Origin of the sequence: Halorubrum sp. SP9 (assembly GCF_005435015.1) — an archaeon.
Lineage (GTDB): Archaea > Halobacteriota > Halobacteria > Halobacteriales > Haloferacaceae > Halorubrum > Halorubrum sodomense.
In genome coordinates, this window is record NZ_SGXU01000433.1 from 1 (window position 1) to 401 (window position 401).

General features: G+C 68.8%; 1 protein-coding gene. It reads left to right on the forward strand.

Translation table 11 applies throughout. The features are described from left to right. On the forward strand, nucleotides 1-401 hold a 401-nt coding region (locus tag EXE45_RS18140; protein WP_241989541.1), incomplete at both ends, for a Na+/H+ antiporter NhaC family protein.

A 401-nucleotide genomic window follows, 5' to 3' on the forward strand; every position in this document is an offset into this window, starting at 1 on the left:
CTGGCGTCCGCGTTCATCGCGTTCTCGACCGGCACTTCGTGGGGGACGATGGCGATAGTCACTCCGATCGCGGTCCCGCTGGCGTGGAGCGTCGGCGGCGCGACGCCGGCGCTGCTCCCCGTCGCGATCGGGACCGTGTTCAGCGGTGCCATCTTCGGCGACCACTGCTCGCCCATCTCCGATACGACGATCCTCTCGTCGACGTTCACCGGCGCCGACCACATCGATCACGTCCGCACCCAGATCTACTACGCCACGACGGTGCTGATCGTGGCCGCGGTGCTGCTGACGGTGTGGGGCGCCACCCGGATCACGCCGCTGGTGCTGCTCCCGATCGGCGTGGTGACGCTCGCCGGCCTGGTGTACGTGCTCTCCGAGTTCGACGCGAACCGGAAGGGCGT